Below are 1,993 nucleotides of genomic sequence, written 5' to 3' on the forward strand. Positions count from 1 at the left end.
GCTGTCTCCGCCGCTCGCCCGCGCCTGGCGCTACAGTTCCCGCCTCTTCCTCCAGGCGTACACGATCTGCGGCACCGTCAGGTACTCCACCAGCGGCCCGAACTGGATGCGGCCCCTCGCCAAGGCCCTCCACATCATCTACCGGCCTGCCGCCCTGCTCGTTGCAGCATCCGGCACCTGGGGCTGGCTGAACCGCTGGATGTACACGCACACCTCCGGCGGCCAGGCCGAAGTGGTGGATGAGCCAGCACAGGGAGATGAGTCCGGTGAGGACGGCGCCGGGGATGACTGCGCCGGCAAGGCTGCCCTGCTCGGGGTCGGGGGTGGTCTTCGGCTTGGTCTGCCGCCGCGGCGCGGCCGGCGCCGGGGCCGGGACGGGGGCGAGGGTGGTGGCACCGGCCGTGCTCTGGTCGGGTGCCAGGTGGAAGCTGTCGGTGCTCACGGGGAGGTCCTTACTGCCCTCACGGGCTACGGGTTCGGTCACGGTGGGTGAAGCGGGTCGGCAAGGCCAATCGCAAGCCCAAGACCAACCAGGTCGGAAGTTGCCTGTTCAGGCCGCCATTTCCGGGGTTCGGGCGGGGATTTCGTCGGACTTGGTGTTGGTCTTGGTGTTCGGGTTGGTCTTGGTGATGCACGGTCCGTGACCGCTCCTGGGGGTGGGGATGGGGGCGTGGCCCGGGGCCCTGACGTCGTGCCAGACGGGTTCGGAGCGGTAGCCGGTGGCGTCGTAGGGGTGCTGGTGGCGCAGGTCCTCGATGTGGGCGAGCGCCTCGTGAAGCTCGGCGGCCACGGCGCTCATGTCGACGTCGACGGGGAGCGGAATCAGGTTCGTGTTCACGGGATGCGTCCTCCGGGTGAGCGTCGGTCAGTTACTGGCGAGCGCCCGACGGCGCTCACGGGGCAGGTTCGGGTTGGCGCTCTCGACGCGCTCACGGATCCGCTGAGCGGTGGGGCGGGAGACGCTCTCCAGGCCGGCGCTCACGAGCGCGTCACGGATGTCGGTCCACTCGGGGCGGTCGTTGAGCGTCTCGTAGAGCGCGAGCGTGAGCGCGTCCTGCTGCGCCTTGAGCGCCTTGCGGTCGGTGAGGCTGGGCGCGGTCTGAGCGCGCTCAGCCTTGGGGGTGCTGGCCTGAGCGCGCTCACGCTCAACGGCCGGTTCGGTCTCCGGGAGGGCTGAGCGCTTGGTGAGCGCGGCCTTGGTGAGCGCCTTCGGCTCGGCGTGAGCGTCGCCGTGTGAGCGCTCAGCGCTCTGAGCGTCATGGGTGAGCGCGCTCAGTTCGAGGCGCTCAAGCGTGGCCTTCTGAGCGGGCGCGGGGGTGAGCGCGCTCGGCACCGGGACGCTCACGATGCTCCGAGCGCGTTCGGCGGCAAGCTCTTCGCGGCGCTCAGCGACGGCCTCGTGCTCGGTGAGCGCAGCCTTGATGTGAGCGTCGAGCGTCTTCCGAGCGCGGTCGGGGTGAGCGAGCCATGCCCACTTCCCGAGCGCGGGAAGGGCCTGAGGGACGCGGCCGAGATGCCTGAGCGTCTCGCGGTGGGCGAACTTGTGGAACATGAGGAACGCGAGCTCGGCGATGGCGGGGGCGGCGGCGAGGATGACGCCTCCGACGGTGCCCCACTTCTCGAGCTGGGCGTGCTGCCAGTTGACCCAGCTGCTGGTGCCGACCATGGCGAGCATGGCGGTGCGGGGGGCGAGGCCGCTGTCGGTGGTGGTGGCGTAGCGCTGGGAGAGGAGTGCGAAGAAGAGGGCGGCGCCGTCGAACATGCCGCAGCCGAGGATGGCGATCTGCTGGGGGACGTCGAAGACTGTGGTGAGGAGGGTGTAGATGGACCACGTGCCTACGGCGAGGGCTGCGGTCATGACGGCGACGAGGACGGCGCGGATGGCCCAGTCGCCGATGGTCTTGCCGGCGTAGAGGTTGGCCCCGGCTTTGTGCAGGGGCTGCTCCCCGGTGGGGGTGTCGTGCGGCTGCTGGGCCGGGGCGGTGGTCATGGG

At 70.4% G+C, this 1,993-nt stretch carries 2 protein-coding genes and 1 pseudogene; 1 reads left to right on the plus strand and 2 read right to left on the minus strand.

The window, feature by feature from the left end:
- Positions 1 to 493: hypothetical protein (locus tag EAO77_RS39555; protein WP_222723739.1), on the plus strand; the 493-nt coding region annotated here is incomplete at its 5' end.
- A gap of 57 nt (positions 494 to 550) precedes the next feature.
- On the opposite strand, the gene EAO77_RS35370 is transcribed toward EAO77_RS39555, so the two are convergent.
- Together EAO77_RS35370 and EAO77_RS35375 are read right to left on the minus strand one after the other, a co-directional pair.
- Positions 551 to 838: a hypothetical protein gene (locus EAO77_RS35370; protein ID WP_147992421.1), complete on the minus strand. Its 288-nt coding sequence runs from the start codon at positions 836 to 838 to the stop codon at positions 551 to 553.
- Positions 839 to 865: 27 nt separating this feature from the next.
- A pseudogene (locus EAO77_RS35375) lies at positions 866 to 1,993 on the minus strand (DUF2637 domain-containing protein); the annotation flags it as partial.

It is taken from the genome of Streptomyces sp. T39, from assembly GCF_008042045.1.
Taxonomy (GTDB): Bacteria; Actinomycetota; Actinomycetes; order Streptomycetales; family Streptomycetaceae; genus Streptomyces.